The sequence below is a fragment of the Hymenobacter edaphi genome, assembly GCF_003258365.1.
GTDB classification, from domain to species: Bacteria; Bacteroidota; Bacteroidia; order Cytophagales; family Hymenobacteraceae; genus Solirubrum; species Solirubrum edaphi.
In genome coordinates this window covers 148,648-163,507 of the sequence record NZ_QHKM01000006.1, presented here as the reverse complement: position 1 = coordinate 163,507, position 14,860 = coordinate 148,648, and the positions used below count along the sequence as shown (strand labels likewise).

Here is a 14,860-nt window from a genome sequence, read left to right as displayed (position 1 = left end):
CCCCGGCCCGATACCGCGCGTTGCCCGCCAAGCCTATAAACCCAGTTGTGGGTGGACTATCCCGCAACCGCCGCGCCCTGTTGATGCCCGATCCAAGCCAACGCCAGCAGCACCTTCAGCGTGGCCCTGCCCCACGTCCCGGCCTAAGGGCGGGGCACCCCGCGCCGGTGCGCCGGTGCGCGGCCGCTCAGCGCCACAGCCCGGCCAGCTGCCGCAAAGCCTGCCGCTGCTGGGTTTTCACGGTGCCCAGGGGCAGGGCCAGCAGCTCGGCCACTTCCTCCAGCTTCAGCCCCTCGAAGTAGCGCAGCTCCAGCACGCGCCGGTAGGCGGGGCGCAAGTAGGCCAGGCAGGCGCGCACGTCGAGGTGCTCGGGCACGAAGCCGCCGCTGGCGGCGGGCTCGGCGGCGGTGGGCACGTCGTGCCAGGCATCGGTGCGGCCCACGCCGCGCACGTGGGCCTGGCGCAAATAATCCAGCGCCTGGTGGCGGCAGATGTTGACGGCCCAGGTGTAGAGCCGCCCGCGGGCCGGGTCGTAGCTGCCGAAGCCGTTCCAGATCTTGATCAGGCTTTCCTGCAGCACGTCTTCGGCCGCGGCTTCGCCGGGCACGAAGGCCCGGATGATGCGGTAGAGCGTGCGGCCGTATAGGTCGTAGAAGGTAGTCATGGCCGCGGCTTCGCGGCAGGATAGGCGCCGGATCAGGTCCGATTCGGCTACGGGGACAGACAAGCGGTGGGGCGATTAGGCGGATACAATACCGGCTGCACGGAGCGGCTTGGCCTTGTACCACGCCGCTGCTGTATAGGTTATTAGCTATACAGCAGCCCGGCTACGGCGCCGATCCGCCGGGAGTGGTTGCGTAGCTACGGTCGAGGTTGTACTTTCCGGCTACTGCCCTACGCTTACCCGCACCTATTGCTCGTTGTCCATCTCCCACTTTTCCATTTTCCCACCATGTACGAAGCCCCGTACGAAAACCATTTCCTCAACATCCGCGCGGCCCGGCCGGTATTCCTGACCTTCGCCCGCTACACCCACGCGGCCCTGCTCAACACCGACAACGCCGCCCTGAAGGCGCTGGCGGCGGCCTTCGGCGCCCAGCTCACCGAGCTGGAAAAGAGCACCGCCGAGCGCGGCGGCCAGGACGGCACCGGCCAGAGCCAGGCCCGCAGCGCCAACGACGTCACCGCCAGCATCCACGAGTGGGTGCGCGAGGCCCACGACGTGCACTTCAAGCCCCAATACCGCAAGCAGCCCGCCGCCCTGCTCGACCTGCTGCCCCAGGGCCTGAAGGGCATCACCGATGCCAGCGTTGCCGAGCTGCCCACCCGCCTGCAGGTGCTGCTCGACAAAATCGACGGCCGCGCCGCCGAGCTGCCCGCCGGAGTGGGCACCCAGGGCCGCGCCCTGCTCCGCGAGCTGCTGGCCGCCCGCCAGCAGCAGGCCGGCACCAAAAAAGCCGTCAGCGACACCATCGGCGACCTGGGCCTCGACTGGCGGGAGGTCTGCGAGAGTCTGTGGCAGGCGCACTGCACGGCCCTGGCCCAGTTTCACGCCGCGCCCCACCACGCCCGCGCCTTCTTCAACTACGCGGCGCTACCCAACCAGAACGCCAAACGGGCCGCCCGTCGCGCCGCGAAGAGCAAAGTCGCCTAGGCCGCCCGCCCGCAACCGGTTGGGGTGCGCGGCCCCGCGAGCCGAACGGCATTGCAACCGGTTGCAGGTGGTTTCGGCTTGCGGGCAAGGGCACTGCAACCGGTTGCAGTGCCTTCCGGCTCGGGGGCGGGGGCATTGCAACCGGTTGCAGTGCCTTTCCGCTCAAGGGCAAGGGCCTTGCAACCGGTTGCAGTGCCCTTCCGCTCGCGGGGCCGCGCACCCCAACCGGTTGCGGGCGGCTACCACATCAACAGGCCCGCCCTCCGTTACCGGAAGGCGGGCCTTTGCGTGCCAGCGCCTCAGCGCCTGCAGGCTCGGTCCTCGCAAAGGCGCCTCAGCGCTTGGCGGCGGTGGCGCGGATGTAGCGCAGCAGCTTCAGGCGCTGGGTCTGGTCGATGTCGGGAGCCTTCACGGGCTTGCCCACGGTGTCGAGCAGGAAGGAAAAATCGGTGCCGCCGAGCTGGGCCACGCCGTGGCAGCCCTGGCAGCCGCCGCCCGCGACGAGGCCGCCCGGCGCGAGAATGTTCGGCTTGAAGTTGTGGGGCGTGCCGATGCCGCTGCCGTGGAAGTCGGCCAGCGTCTTATCCGACTCCACCACGAAGTTGGCCAGGAAGAAGTTGGCGGCCGTGGAATCGGCCGTGGGGGTGCCCTTCACGCCCGCCAGCCGGTAGTTCAGCCAGATGGAGTTCGGGTTCAGGCCCTTGAGCTTGCGGTGGGCGGCGGCCGTCACGCGCTCGGTCAGGGGCAGGATGGGCTTGGTGTGCGGGGGCTGGGCGCTGCCGGGAATTTCCCGGCCCTTGTTCAGCAGCACGTAGCGGTAGCCCTGGCCCGGCTGCCGCACGCTGTTGTGCTCGAAGGTGGCAAACACGAACTCCGGGTAGTTGAACGTCTTGTGGATGATGTGCAGGCCGATGAGGGCAAACACGGCGTTGTCGTAGTAGGTCTTGCCGTTGAGCTGGCGGTAGTAGAGCACCTTGCGGGTGAAGAAGGTGCTGGTGTCGTCCTGGGCCGTGAGCTGGCGCCAGGCGGTCTTCACTTCCATCGCGCCGGTGTAGGTGCCGCCCTTGGGGTTGGCGGTGTTGCCGCAGGGCAGGCAAATCACGCTGTCGCCGGGCGGGCAGGCGCAGGAGCCCTGGCCCTTCCCGTTGGGGTAGTAGGCCATGGTGTTTTTGATGTTGGCGGCGGTGGTCGTCATGGCCTTCAGCAGCCGGGCCTTGGTGGGGTAGTTGGCCCGGATGTACTCGTACTCGTCGCGGTTCACCTTGGCCTGGTACAGCACCATGCGCTTGTTGGGGTTGGGCTGCCCGTTCAGGGAGTCGGCGTGGGCGTACAGGTTGCAGGAGCCGATTTCGTTGTTTTCGTCGATGTTGTCGAACAGGGTAAAGCTGGCCTTGGAGCCGGGATACGCCTGGATGGTCGAATCGCCGAAGCTGTAGTGCGGCGCGTTGTCGAAGGCCTGCATCTGGCCGTAAAAGGGGCGCAGCTCGGTGCGGTGGGCGTAGGTTTCCCACACCACCAGCGGCGGGTAGGCGCCGGCGCTGCTAAACGACCACGTGTTGTCGGGCGAGTCGCGCTTGCCGTCCTTCGGAAACGACGACTGCCAGTTCAGGGCAAAGAACTCCGCCCAGGCAAACTCGGCCAGCTGCTGCGGGTCGGAGCCGGCGGGCAGTTCATTGGGCGGCAGCGCGGCAATCTGGATGTTGATGCTGTCGGCGGGCGCGTCGGCGCCCACGTCGGCGGTGCCGCCTTTCTGGCCGCCCGAGTCACAGCTGGCCAGCAGCGCCCCGGCCAGGGCCAGGAGGTAGAGGTGTTTCATGGGTAATCGAGTTGGTTAGTGGATGCTGGGGGTATGGGGGTAGAATTTCCTGGCCCTCATGTCGAGCGAAGTCGAGACATCTCGCCGGATAGTACTGTCATGCTCCATCCGGCGGCCGCTTGTCGCAGCATCTCTACCGAACGGTTTCGTCCGAACAAAGCGGTAGAGATGCTGCGGCTCCGCTCGGCAGGACGTGCTAGTAGGCTCGGCGCCGGCTTATTTGCCGGCCCCGGCAGCCCCGGCAGGCTTGGCCGGGCGCAGCTGGCGCAGCAGCTTCAGCTGGGCCGGCGAGATGGGCCGGGCCCGCGTGGCCACCGACCAGAGGAAGTCGGTCTTGAGGTTGCCGGTGAAGAAGGCCGAGTCGCCGGGGTCGATGTAGCCGCTGCTGGTGTATTGGCCCTGGGGCCAGGCGGCCAGGCGGTGGCAGCTCATGCAGTTGGAAAACACCCCGTACCACTGGGTCGAGCCCTTGCTGCCCGCGCCGTTGGCCACTGTGCCGGTCAGGTTGGTTTCCAGGTAGGGGTTGAACACGATGAGCGGCTGCCCGCCGGTGCGCGTGCCCGCCGGGGCCACCATGTAGTAGGCCGCCAGCATGTTGTAGTGGTTCCAGGGCGCGGGCAGGGTCTTGGGCCGGTCGTTGCCGAACACGGCGTCGTGGCCGTTGGGGCTCCACCAGAAGGTCTGCCAGGTCCAGTTGCTGATTTCCTTGCCCGTCACGTGCATGCCCGTGAGCAGGGCGTAGTTGCCGGCCTTCACCAGCTGCTTGATGGAGGTGGTGTCGCCCAGGTTGCCCCGCCCGATTTCGTCGCCCGATTCCTCGGCAAACTTGCTGTAGCTGGCGGCCTCGGCGGCGGTAATCTGGATCGAGTAGAAGTCCTTCATCGACACCACCGGCCAGTCGCGGGGCGACTCGCCGTTGCAGCTCATGCGGGCGGTGGTGCCGGGCTTGAGGCGGCCGGTAGGGTCCACGATGACGCACTGCCGCCAGGTGTGCGGCTCGGGGTTGTCGAGGTCGGTGGTGGCGCCGGGGGCCGTGCCGGCCCAGTACGGCACCACCGAGGCCGAGTCGCCGCGGATAAACTGAAACACCGGCTTGAGGGCAAACGAGGCCTTATCGACGCTGTCCTTGGACGTGAGCAGGCCGCGTTGGGCCAGCGGGGCGCCGCTGCGCACCACCGCCTGGTACTTTTGGGCCAGCACCGCCGAGTCATACAGGCGGTTGGTCCAGATGAAGTTGGCCAGGCTGGGCGAGTAGCGGTTGAAGCTGATGGGCATTTCGGCCGGGTCGCTCGGAATGCCGCGCTGCTTCACCACCGAGGCGTGGAAGAACTGCACCGGCGAATTGAAGTCGTGCACCACGGTGCGCGTGGCCGTGACCCGCTCGAACAGCTCGTGGCCCGAGTACCAGGTTTCCCACACCGGCAGGCTGTCGGGCGTGAGCGTGTTGATGGACTGCCAGATGTCCCAGGCGTGGGCCCGGATGGCGCGCATGTCCTGCGCGTGCACCCAGCGGTTCACCGTGGCCTCGTCGGAGGGGAAGCTGCCCACGGGCGGCGCCGCGTAGGCGCCGCCCGCGTCGGGTGGCCCGAGGCGGGTGGCCTGGTTGGTAGTGGAGTGGTCGGTGGAGCAGGCTCCGAGCAGGCCCAGCAGGCCCGCCAGTGCGGCGAGGTGTTTCATCAGGCAACGTGGCTAAGCCGGTACCTATCGACGGGCCGCCAAGGCCCTTAGCCCACTGGTTGCAGGCTTACCTTCTACCGACCACATCCGGATAAATACCGAGTGACGGCAAGTAAGCGTCCTATTTCATAGAGCGTTCAGGTATATATACCCGTCTTTCTTTGAAATAATCCTCTCACTTTTCGGGCTTGCTTGCCCAAAAAAATACCCCTGCTCGCCAGCATCGGCAAGCAGGGGTACGGCCTCCTGATCAGGCAGACCAGGCTAGGGCTGCAGCGTGAACGTACGCGTGACGGTGTTGAACGGGCCGGGCACCGGCTTGCCGTCCATGTCAATCAGCTCCAGCTTGATGGTGTTTTCGCCCATGGGCAGGCCTTCCATCATGTAGGGGGCCCACTGATCCAGCAAGAACTCGGTGCCGTTGATGGTAGCGCGCACCTTGTTGGCCTCGGGCGCCAGCGTGGTGTTCACCAGGTAAAAGTCCAGCATCACGCTTTTGGCGTCGTTGCCGGTGTACACGTCCTTGGGCCGGCTGTAGAACAGGTGCGGGGCTTTCACGTCGAACGTCATCGGCGCGGCGGCCTTGCCCACCGTGACGACGCGCAAATCGTAGGCCCCGCGGTGCTTCAGGCTTTCGTGGTAGGAGCGCGAGAGAAACGAGAGGACCACGTGCTGCCCGTCGGGAATGTCCTTGGTGAATTCGGTGGTGTAGTGCGCCGTGTAGGGCTGGTTGTCCACGATGTTGTGGATGTGCTGACCCTTGGCCGAGTTGGCCATGTGCTCGGCGTGCATGCCCTCCGTCATCTTGGTGAGCTGGAAGTTGGTCAGGTCGTAGTCGAAAGCCACGGCGCCGCTGGGCACGGTAGAGCCGTTGGCGGGCGTATTCAGCCGCAGGCCGGCAGCGGCAAACTTGGGCGAGTCGGTAAACGGCGTGAGCTTGATGCCGTTCTTTTCCTGGGTGGCGGCCGTATTGGTTACGGTTTCGCTGGTAGCCACCGCGGCCGATGACTGTTGCTTGGAAGCGTCGCAGGCCGCGAGGCCGAGGGCGGCGAGGCCGAGCAGATACAAGGAGTTGGTCATTGCAAAAAGGTGGATGTGAACAAGCGGAGAACCCGCGTACGTGAACGACGCGGAAGCGGTTGATTTCGAAAATGGCAAGGATAAATTGAGTAACTTGCCGAACTGTAAAAAGACGTTCCCCAAACGAAATTCCCACTCGCTATGAGCGAAAAACTGTTGGAGGAAATCCCCTCGCTGGACCTGGCGGATTTCCGCTCCGGTGACCCGGAGCGCAAAGCTAAATTTGTGCAGCAGCTCGGCGAAGCCTACCAGAACATCGGCTTCATCGCCCTGAAAAACCACGGCCTCAACGACGAGCAGACCCAGAAGCTGTACTCGGACGTGAAAGCCTTCTTCTCGCTGCCCGACGACGTGAAGCAGCAGTACGAGAAGCCGGAGCTGGCGGGCCAGCGCGGCTACGTGAGCAAGGGCAAGGAGCACGCCAAGGGCCGCAACACCGGCGACCTGAAGGAGTTCTACCACGTGGGCCAGGAGGTGGACGACCCCAATGACCCCATCGGCAAGGAGTACCCCGACAACATCTGGCCCAAGGAGGTGGACAGCTTCGCCAACACCTCGCTGACCACCTACAAGACGCTGGAAGCCGCTGGCAAAGACGTGCTGCGCGCCATTGCCCTGTACCTGAACCTGCCGGAGAATTACTTCGACGACAAGGTGCGCAACGGCAACTCCATCCTGCGGCCCATTCACTACTACCCCATCGAAAACCCCGAAGAGGTGCCGGCCGACGCCGTACGTGCCGCCGAGCACGGCGACATCAACCTCATCACCCTGCTGATGGGTGCCTCGGCCGATGGCCTGCAGGTGAAGCGCCGCGACGGGAAGTGGATTCCCATCACCGCCCTGCCCGACCAGATTGTGGTGAACGTGGGCGACATGCTCCAGCGCCTGACCAACGGCGTGCTCAAGAGCACCATTCACCGCGTGGTGAACCCGCCCCGTGAGAAAATGAACTCCTCGCGCTACAGCATCCCCTTCTTCATGCACCCGCGCTCCGAAATGAGCCTGGCTGCCCTGGACAGCTGCGTGACGCCCGACAACCCCAAGCAGCAGGAGGACATTACCGCCGGCGAGTTCCTCAACGAGCGGCTCATCGAGCTGGGCCTGAAGAAGAAGTCGACGATGTAAGGACCACGGATTCGACGGATTTTTCGGATTCCGCGGATTTTGTGGACGATTGAACGTGTGGTGCCACGACTCGCAAGGTCGTGGCACCACTGTTTTTAAGGGAGTGGTGACCGTGCGATGTAGAGATGCAACCTTGCGTCTCGTCGGCCGCATCACGGGGGGGGTAATCGTTCAACGATGAGACGCAAGGATGCGTCTCTACATGTCGTTCTGGCTATCCTTTAGCTCGACGGCGTAAAGTAAACACGGCCTTGCCACGACTTCAAAATAGGGCCCCGCGCCTGCGCAGTTGGCCGTTCGGGCCGGATTGTGCTTCTTTACCCATACGACCCACCCGCTCCCATCCGTGCAGCCCTCCGACCCGGCCGATGTAAAGCTGGCGCCGCCGCCCCGGCGTCTGCGCACCAAGCGCGTGCGCGGCATCATTTTCCTTAAGGACGTGGCTCTGCTCGGCTGCACGGCCTTCGGCGGTCCGCAGGCGCACACGGCTATGATGTTTCGCCTGCTGGTCGACAAGCGGCGCTACCTCAGCTCGGCCGAGCTGCTGGAGCTGATGGCCCTGTGCCAGGTGCTGCCCGGCCCCGGCTCCACCCAGACGATTACGGCCATCGGCTTTCGGCTGGGTGGCCCGAACCTGGCCTACCTCACCCTGCTCGTCTGGATTCTGCCCTCGGTGCTGCTGATGACGGCCGCCGCCCTGAGCCTCAACTACCTCGACAAGGAGCAGGTGGCCCGGCTGGTGCGCTTCGTGCAGCCGGTGGCGGTGGGCTTCGTGGCGTACTCGGCCTACAAGATTGCCGAGAAGGTCATCCACACCAAGACTTCCGTGGCCCTGCTGGTGGCTGCCGCGCTGGTGGCCTACTTCTTCCAGCTGCCCTGGGTGCTGCCACTGCTGCTCATCGGCGGCGGGCTGGTGACGACCTTTCGCTACCGCAAAATGCCGCAGATCAAGCAGAAGGAGCCGCTGCGGGTGGAATGGGCCAATTTTCTGCTGTGGCTGGGCGTGTTTCTGTTGGCGGCCTTGCTGGGCCACTACACGCGCGAGCTGCCGGTGCGCCTGTTCGAAAACTTCTACCGCAACGGCTCTTTGGTATTCGGCGGCGGGCAGGTGCTGGCCCCGCTGCTCTACGCCGAGTTCGTGGAGTTCAAAGAGTACCTCACCGGCCCCGAGTTCCTCTCGGGCTACGGCCTGACGCAGGCGCTGCCGGGACCCAACTTCTCCATTGCCGCCTACATCGGCGCCCTGGCCATGCGCGATTATGGTACCAGCGGGCAGCTCATCGGGGCGGTGGTGGGCGCGGTGGGCATTTTCATGCCCGGCACGCTGCTCATCTTCTTTCTTATCCGTTTCTGGGACCAGCTCAAGCAGTACCGCGTAGTCAAAGCCTCCTTGGAGGGCATCAACGCCGTGTCGGCGGGCCTGGTGGTGGCCGCCACCTTCCTGCTCTACCACCCGCTGCCCGACGGCCCCACCTGGCACATGCCCGGGCGCTACGGCGTGGATCTGCCGCTGAATCCCATCCTGGTGGGCGTCACGTTTCTTATCCTGCTCTGGGACCGGCTCCCCTCCTACGTGCTGGTGCTCGGCGCCCTGCTCTTCGGCGCGCTGCTGCCCTGACAGGGGGGGGGCAACTACCGCTAAACAAAGCCAGCTGCCCGGCTATCCGGCGCAGAAACGGCTACAACCTCACATTAAAAATGCCCGGTACCACACTGGCACCGGGCATTTTTAATCTTTAATTCGCAATTTTTAATTGCCCTCCTACCCTTCCAGCAGCTGCTGCTGGGGCAGGTTCAGCAGGTAGTCGCCGTAGCCGCTCTTGCGCAGGGGTTCGGCAATCTGGCGCAGCTGGTCGGCCGTGATGAAGCCCTGGCGGTAGGCCACTTCCTCGATGGAGCCCACTTTCAGGCCCTGGCGCTGCTCGATGACGCGCACAAACTCGCCGGCCTGCATCAGGCTCTCGAAAGTGCCGGTATCCAGCCAGGCGGTGCCGCGGCCCAGAATGCCCACTTTCAGCTTGCCACGGCGCAGGTACTCCTGGTTCACGTCCGTTATTTCGTATTCGCCGCGGGCCGAGGGCTTCAGGTCCTTGGCAATCTGCACCACCTCGTTGTCGTAGAAGTACAGACCGGGCACGGCGTAGTTGCTCTTGGGCTGCTTGGGCTTCTCCTCGATGCTCAGGGCCTGGCGGTTGTCATCGAACTCCACCACGCCGTAGCGCTCCGGGTCGTGCACGTGGTAGGCGTACACCACGCCGCCATCGGGGTCGTTGTTGTTCTTGAGCAGCTCCTCCATGCCGGCGCCGTAGAAAATGTTGTCGCCGAGTACCAGGGCCACTTTGTCGTCGCCGATGAAGTCGGCACCGAGCACGAAGGCCTGGGCGAGGCCGTTGGGCACTTCCTGCACCACGTACTCGAAGCGGCAACCCAAGCTTTTGCCGTCGCCGAGCAGCTTCTGGAACTGCGCCTGGTCGTGCGGGGTGGTGATGATGAGGATTTCGCGGATGCCCGCCATCATCAGAATCGACAGCGGATAGTAAATCATCGGCTTATCGTACACCGGCATGAGCTGCTTGCTGACGGCCAGCGTGAGCGGGTGCAAGCGGGTGCCGGAGCCGCCGGCCAGGATGATGCCTTTCATGGGAGAGGTAGGGGTCAGTCGTTACAGAATACAAAAGAACGTCATGCCGAGCGAAGTCGAAGCATCTCGCATGCTGACGGCAGACAGTAACCCAGTTAAGAAATTACTTTACTATCCGGCGAGATGCCTCGGCTACGCTCGGCATGACGTTCTGGTAAGCAGAATTAATTCCGCTCTTCGATAAACGCCTGGTTGGCTTTAAACCAGTCCAGCGTCTTTTTCAGCCCCTCGCGGATGCGTACCTGCGGGTCGTAGCCGAGCAGGTTCTTGGCTTTCGAGATGTCGGCCAGGGAGTCGCGGATGTCGCCGGCGCGGTTCGGGCCGTACTCGGGCGTGATGTCGACGCCGGCTTCTTCCTTGAGGATGTTGAACAGGTCGTTCAGCGAAGTACGGTCGGCCACGGCGATGTTGTACACCTGGTTCACGGCCTCCGGGTTTTGCACCAGGGCGGCGCGGATGTTGGCCTGCACGCAGTTTTCCACGAAGGTGAAGTCGCGCGTCTGGCCCCCGTCGCCGTTGATGCGCGGGGCCTTGCCCTGCAGCACCGCGTCGATAAACAACGGAATAACAGCTGCATACGCGCCGTTCGGGTCCTGGCGCGGGCCGAAGATATTGAAGTAGCGCAGCCCGATGATTTCCATGCCGTAGGTCTTGCCAAACACGTCGGCGTACAGCTCGTTGGCGTACTTGGTCACCGCGTAGGGCGAGAGCGGCTTGCCGATGCGGTCCTCAATCTTGGGCAGGTGGGGCGAGTCGCCGTAGGTCGACGACGACGCCGCGTACACAAAGCGCTTCACGCCGGCGTCCTTGGCGGCCACCAGCATGTTCACGAAACCGCCCACGTTCACGTCGTTGGAGGTAATCGGGTCGTTGATGGAGCGCGGCACCGAGCCCAGCGCGGCCTGGTGCAGCACCACGTCGACGCCCTCGCAGGCGCGGCGGCAGGCTTCCACGTCGCGAATGTCGCCGTCGAGGATTTCCAGGTTGGGGTGGCCTTCGAACAGCCGCAGATTCTTGCGGAAGCCGTTGGAGTAGTTGTCGAAGGTGCGCACCTTCTTCACCCCGTACTTCAGCAGGTACTCCACGATGTTGGAGCCGATGAAGCCGGCGCCGCCGGTCACGAGGAAAGTCAGGTTATCGAGCGGCTGCTCGTGAAAGGGGGAGTCGTACATCTGGTTTACTGTGCAGAATGTGATGAATGTGCGAATTGAGGAAAATGGATGCTGCCTCGGTTCGGTACCGATTCATTTCGCACATTTTCCACATTCCTCCTCATTTCTCACATTATCTATCGAGCGGCGTACTGCTGGCGGTAGTAATCCTGGTAGTGGCCGCTGGTCACGTTCTGCAGCCACTCCTGGTTGTCGAAGTACCAGTCGACGGTCTGGCGCAGGCCCTGCTCGAAGGTCACGGAAGGCTTCCAGCCCAGCTCGTTCATGATTTTCGACGAGTCGATGGCGTAGCGCAGGTCGTGGCCGGCGCGGTCGGTGACGAACTTGATGAGCTGGCGCGAGGTGCCCTGCGGCTTGCTGGTCTTCTCGTCCATCACGTCGCAGAGCAGGTGAATCAGGTCGATATTCTTCCACTCGTTCACGCCGCCAATGTTGTAGGTTTCGCCCACTTTACCGTTGTGGAACACCGCGTCGATGGCCGTGGCGTGGTCTTTCACGAACAGCCAGTCGCGCACGTTTTCGCCCTTGCCGTACACCGGAATCGGCTCCCCGTTCTGGATGCGGTGCAGCGCCAGCGGAATGAGCTTCTCGGGGAAGTGGTTGGGGCCGTAGTTGTTGGAGCAGTTCGACACCTTCACCGGCATGTGGTAGGTGTGGTACCAGGCCCGCACGAAGTGGTCCGACGACGCCTTGGAGGCCGAGTACGGCGAGCGGGGGTCGTAGGGCGTGGTTTCGGTGAACATGTCGGTGCCCATTTCCAGCGAGCCGTACACTTCGTCGGTGCTCACGTGGTAGAACACGTGGCCCTCGTAGCCCTTGGGCTGCCACAGGTTGCGGGCCGCGTTCAGCAGGTGCACCGTGCCCAGCACGTTGGTTTTCACGAAAGCCAGCGGGTCGGTAATCGAGCGGTCCACGTGCGACTCGGCGGCGAGGTGAATCACCGCGTCGGGCTCCTCGGTGGCGAACAGCTGGTCGACGAAGGCCTGGTCGGTCAGGTCGCCCTTGATGAAGCGGTAGTTCGGGGCCGCTTCGATGTCGCGCAGGTTTTCCAGGTTGCCCGCGTAGGTCAGCGCGTCCAGGTTCAGGATCTGGTACTCGGGGTACTTGGTCACGAACAGGCGCACCACGTGCGACCCGATAAAGCCGGCCCCGCCGGTAATGAGGATTTTTTTCATGATGAGAGGATGAGTAGATGAGTGAATGAGCAAATGGGTGAACGAGCAGATTTTCAGCTGCTCCCCCCCGCATCGACTTATCTACTCATTTGTCAAATTCTGCTGCCAGCGCCAGGCCGTAGCCAAGGCTTCTTCCAGGCCGACTTCGGTGCGGAAGCCCAGCACCTCGGCGGCGCGGGTGGCATCGGCGTAGATGGCGGGCACGTCGCCGGCGCGGCGCGGGCCGGTGCGGTAGCGCAGCGGCTGCCCGGTCACTTTCTCGAAAGTCTTCACGACTTCCAGCACGGTGTTGCCCTGGCCGGTGCCCACGTTGAAGGTTTCCACGTCGGCCGCTTTGCCGTCGAGCTGGCGCTGCACGGCCACCACGTGGGCGCGGGCCAGGTCGCCCACGTAGATGTAGTCGCGGACGCAGGAGCCGTCGGGCGTGTCGTAGTCGGTGCCGTACACGGTCAGCTCCTCGCGCCAGCCGGCGGCGGTCTGCGTCACGAAGGGCACCAGGTTGTTGGGCACGCCCAGCGGCAGCTCCCCGATCTTGCCCGAAGGATGGGCGCCGATGGGGTTGAAGTAGCGCAACAGGATGCTTTTCACCTCGTTGCCCGGCGCCTGCGACAGGTCGCGCAGGATGTCTTCGCACATCTGCTTGGTGCGGCCGTAGGGCGAGCTGGCGGGCTTGGTGGGCGTTTCTTCGGTCACCGGCAGCGCATCGGGCACGCCGTACACGGTGCACGACGACGAAAACACCAGATTGTTCACCCCGAATTCCTGCATCAGCTCCAGCAGCACCAGCAAGGAGCCGACGTTGTTCTGGAAGTAGGCCAGCGGCTTCTGCACCGATTCGCCCACGGCCTTGAAGGCCGCGAAGTGAATCACGCCGGCCACTTCGCCTTCGGCCTCGAACACGCCGCGGAACGCCGCCTTGTCGTTGCAGTCGACGCGGTGCACCGGCACCTCGGTGCCCAGGATGGCGCGCAGCCCCTCCAGCACCGACTCGCGGGAGTTGGAGAAGTCATCGACGATAACCGGCTGAAAACCGGCCTCCTGCAGGGCCACCACCGTGTGCGAGCCGATGTAGCCCGCCCCGCCCGTAACGAGAATCTTTTTCATAGGTGAAATAGTGAGATGGTGAAATGGTGAGTTGATGTTTGGGAGGCCGGCACCGCGCATTTCGCGCAAGCAGAACGACACTCACCATTTCACCACCTCACCAACTCACAGTTACAGGCTCCAGTAGTGCAGGGCCTCGCCGGTGATTTTTTCGCGGAACAGGCCTTTGATGTCGACCAGCACGGCCTGCTCGGCGGTGATGGACTTGAAGTAGGCCTCGTCCTTCTCGGTGTAGGGCTTGTGGCTCACGGCCACGATGACGGCGTCGTAGTCCGAGCCGATGTTTTCCTGCGGGGTCAGGCGGAAGCCGTACTCGTGGTGCAGCTCGTCGCTGTCGGCGTGCGGGTCCACGATGTCGATGTTGACGGAGAAGTTCTTCAGCTCGTTGATGACGTCGGCCACCTTGGAGTTGCGGATGTCTTCCACGTTTTCCTTGAACGTGGCGCCCATCACCAGCACCTTCGACTTCGACACGTCCTTGCCCTGCTTGATCATCATCTGCACGGTTTTGCGCGCGATGTAGGCGCCCATGCCGTCGTTGGTGGTGCGGCCCGAGAGGATAACCTTCGCGTCGTAGCCCAGCTCCTTGGCCTTGTAGGTCAGGTAGTACGGGTCCACGCCGATGCAGTGGCCGCCCACCAGGCCGGGGCTGAACTTCAGGAAGTTCCACTTGGTGCCGGCGGCTTCCAGCACCTCGTAGGTGTTGATGCGCATGCGGTCGAAAATCATCGACAGCTCATTCATCAGGGCGATGTTCACGTCGCGCTGGGTGTTTTCGATGATCTTGGCGGCCTCGGCCACTTTGATCGACGAGGCGCGGTGCACGCCGGCGGTTACCACCAGCTCGTAGGTTTTGGCAATCTGGTCCAGCGACTCCGGGTCGCAGCCCGCTACCACCTTCACGATGGTGGCCAGGGTGTGCTCCTTGTCGCCGGGGTTGATGCGCTCGGGCGAGTAGCCCACCTTGAAGTCCGTCGGGAATTTCAGGCCCGACTCGCGCTCCAGAATCGGAATGCAGTCTTCCTCGGTGCAGCCCGGGTACACGGTCGATTCGTACACCACGTAGTCGCCGGCCTTCAGCACCTTGCCCACCGTGGTGGAAGCGCCGATGAGCGGCTTCAGATCGGGCATGGCGTGCTCGTCGATGGGCGTGGGCACGGCCACGATGAAGAAGCGGGCCTCGCGCAGCACGTCGAGCGAGTCGGTGAACGTGATGTCGCAGCCCTCGAAGTCGGCGGCCTCCAACTCGCCGCTGGGGTCCACGTTGTTGCGCATCATCTCCACGCGCTGGGCGTTGATATCGAAGCCGATAACGCTGATTTTGCGGGCAAACTCGAGGGCAATGGGCAGGCCCACGTAGCCGAGGCCGATGACGGCCAGCTTGGCCTCTTTGTTCAGTAACTGCTCGTACAC

The 14,860-nt window shown here is 63.9% G+C and carries 12 protein-coding genes; 3 read left to right on the top strand and 9 right to left on the bottom strand.

Going from position 1 to position 14,860, the window contains the following annotated elements; translation table 11 throughout:
• Positions 1-187: 187 nt before the first annotated feature.
• Positions 188-727, bottom strand: coding sequence for an RNA polymerase sigma factor (locus DLM85_RS18225; RefSeq protein ID WP_133257130.1), 540 nt, complete (start codon positions 725-727; stop codon positions 188-190).
• Between the two features lie 225 nt (positions 728-952).
• On the opposite strand from DLM85_RS18225, the gene DLM85_RS18220 reads away from it, so the two are divergent.
• On the top strand, positions 953-1,654 hold the full coding sequence (locus tag DLM85_RS18220) for a hypothetical protein (protein WP_111479592.1): 702 nt from the start codon (positions 953-955) through the stop codon (positions 1,652-1,654).
• A gap of 334 nt (positions 1,655-1,988) precedes the next feature.
• Here DLM85_RS18220 and DLM85_RS18215 read toward each other — a convergent pair whose 3' ends face one another.
• The 3 genes from DLM85_RS18215 to DLM85_RS18205 all read right to left on the bottom strand — a co-directional run bounded on the left by DLM85_RS18215 (position 1,989) and on the right by DLM85_RS18205 (position 6,227).
• Complete coding sequence (locus tag DLM85_RS18215) at positions 1,989-3,470, bottom strand: hypothetical protein (protein ID WP_111479590.1); 1,482 nt, start codon at positions 3,468-3,470, stop codon at positions 1,989-1,991.
• 216 nt (positions 3,471-3,686) lie between these two features.
• Entirely contained in the window at positions 3,687-5,147 is a 1,461-nt protein-coding gene (locus DLM85_RS18210) for a hypothetical protein (protein WP_111479589.1), read from the bottom strand.
• A 264-nt stretch (positions 5,148-5,411) separates the two neighbouring features.
• On the bottom strand, positions 5,412-6,227 hold the full coding sequence (locus DLM85_RS18205; protein ID WP_111479588.1) for a hypothetical protein: 816 nt from the start codon (positions 6,225-6,227) through the stop codon (positions 5,412-5,414).
• Positions 6,228-6,368: 141 nt separating this feature from the next.
• Here DLM85_RS18205 and DLM85_RS18200 point away from each other — a divergent pair, with 141 nt between their 5' ends.
• Together DLM85_RS18200 and chrA are read left to right on the top strand one after the other, a co-directional pair.
• Positions 6,369-7,355, top strand: a complete 987-nt coding sequence (locus tag DLM85_RS18200) for an isopenicillin N synthase family dioxygenase (protein ID WP_111479587.1) — start codon at positions 6,369-6,371, stop codon at positions 7,353-7,355.
• A 346-nt stretch (positions 7,356-7,701) separates the two neighbouring features.
• A complete protein-coding gene (gene chrA, locus DLM85_RS18195) occupies positions 7,702-8,973 on the top strand; it encodes a chromate efflux transporter (RefSeq protein ID WP_111479585.1) in 1,272 nt (423 codons plus the stop codon).
• A gap of 144 nt (positions 8,974-9,117) precedes the next feature.
• Here the strand turns inward: chrA and rfbA are convergent, their stop codons facing one another.
• The 5 genes from rfbA to DLM85_RS18170 all read right to left on the bottom strand — a co-directional run bounded on the left by rfbA (position 9,118) and on the right by DLM85_RS18170 (position 14,860).
• Entirely contained in the window at positions 9,118-9,996 is an 879-nt protein-coding gene (gene rfbA, locus DLM85_RS18190) for a glucose-1-phosphate thymidylyltransferase RfbA (RefSeq protein WP_111479583.1), read from the bottom strand.
• Between the two features lie 164 nt (positions 9,997-10,160).
• Entirely contained in the window at positions 10,161-11,168 is a 1,008-nt protein-coding gene (locus tag DLM85_RS18185) for an SDR family oxidoreductase (protein WP_111479582.1), read from the bottom strand.
• Positions 11,169-11,284: 116 nt separating this feature from the next.
• Positions 11,285-12,343 (bottom strand): dTDP-glucose 4,6-dehydratase, encoded by a 1,059-nt coding sequence (gene rfbB, locus DLM85_RS18180; RefSeq protein WP_111479580.1) that lies wholly within the window; start codon positions 12,341-12,343, stop codon positions 11,285-11,287.
• An 81-nt stretch (positions 12,344-12,424) separates the two neighbouring features.
• Positions 12,425-13,447, bottom strand: a complete 1,023-nt coding sequence (galE, locus tag DLM85_RS18175) for a UDP-glucose 4-epimerase GalE (RefSeq protein WP_111479578.1) — start codon at positions 13,445-13,447, stop codon at positions 12,425-12,427.
• A gap of 111 nt (positions 13,448-13,558) precedes the next feature.
• Entirely contained in the window at positions 13,559-14,860 is a 1,302-nt protein-coding gene (locus tag DLM85_RS18170; protein ID WP_111479576.1) for a nucleotide sugar dehydrogenase, read from the bottom strand.

Bases quoted from the DNA above. Each gene is read 5' to 3' on its own strand.
- DLM85_RS18220 (WP_111479592.1), top strand. From the start codon at position 953: ATGTACGAAGCCCCGTACGAAAACCATTTCCTCAACATCCGCGCGGCC.
- DLM85_RS18215 (WP_111479590.1), bottom strand. From the start codon at position 3,470: ATGAAACACCTCTACCTCCTGGCCCTGGCCGGGGCGCTGCTGGCCAGC.
- DLM85_RS18210 (WP_111479589.1), bottom strand. From the start codon at position 5,147: ATGAAACACCTCGCCGCACTGGCGGGCCTGCTGGGCCTGCTCGGAGCC.
- DLM85_RS18205 (WP_111479588.1), bottom strand. From the start codon at position 6,227: ATGACCAACTCCTTGTATCTGCTCGGCCTCGCCGCCCTCGGCCTCGCG.
- DLM85_RS18200 (WP_111479587.1), top strand. From the start codon at position 6,369: ATGAGCGAAAAACTGTTGGAGGAAATCCCCTCGCTGGACCTGGCGGAT.
- rfbA (WP_111479583.1), bottom strand. From the start codon at position 9,996: ATGAAAGGCATCATCCTGGCCGGCGGCTCCGGCACCCGCTTGCACCCG.
- DLM85_RS18185 (WP_111479582.1), bottom strand. From the start codon at position 11,168: ATGTACGACTCCCCCTTTCACGAGCAGCCGCTCGATAACCTGACTTTC.
- rfbB (WP_111479580.1), bottom strand. From the start codon at position 12,343: ATGAAAAAAATCCTCATTACCGGCGGGGCCGGCTTTATCGGGTCGCAC.
- galE (WP_111479578.1), bottom strand. From the start codon at position 13,447: ATGAAAAAGATTCTCGTTACGGGCGGGGCGGGCTACATCGGCTCGCAC.